The sequence below is a fragment of the Pseudoalteromonas sp. GW168-MNA-CIBAN-0100 genome (assembly GCF_040309225.1).
GTDB classification, from domain to species: domain Bacteria; phylum Pseudomonadota; class Gammaproteobacteria; order Enterobacterales; family Alteromonadaceae; genus Pseudoalteromonas; species Pseudoalteromonas arctica.
Genome location: NZ_JBEOOL010000396.1, coordinates 1 through 297 on the forward strand (window position 1 = coordinate 1; position 297 = coordinate 297).

The window sequence follows — 297 nt, forward strand, 5'->3', positions numbered from 1 at the left end:
GTGTGGTATTAAACCGATACGCCGTATTGGCGAGCTAAAGGTGCAAGACCACCTTCAAAACCTTGGCCAATCGCTTTAAATTTCCACTCGCTGTTATGGCGGTATAACTCACCGAAAATCAATGCTGTTTCAATTGAGTAATCTTCAGATAGGTCATAACGTGCAACTTCTTCATTCGATGAAGAATTAACAATACGGATAAATGCGTTTGATACTTGACCAAAGTTTTGTTTTCTTGTTTCAGCATCATGAATAGTTACAGCAACTACAATTTTAGTAATATCTGCAGGGATATCT

General features: G+C 38.0%; 1 protein-coding gene. It reads right to left on the reverse strand.

Features of this window, described 5'->3' with window-relative positions; all coding sequences use genetic code 11:
• Positions 1-8 precede the first annotated feature (8 nt).
• Positions 9-297 (reverse strand): TerD family protein (locus AAEY62_RS21645; protein ID WP_350636450.1); only part of this gene is annotated, 289 nt, incomplete at its 5' end.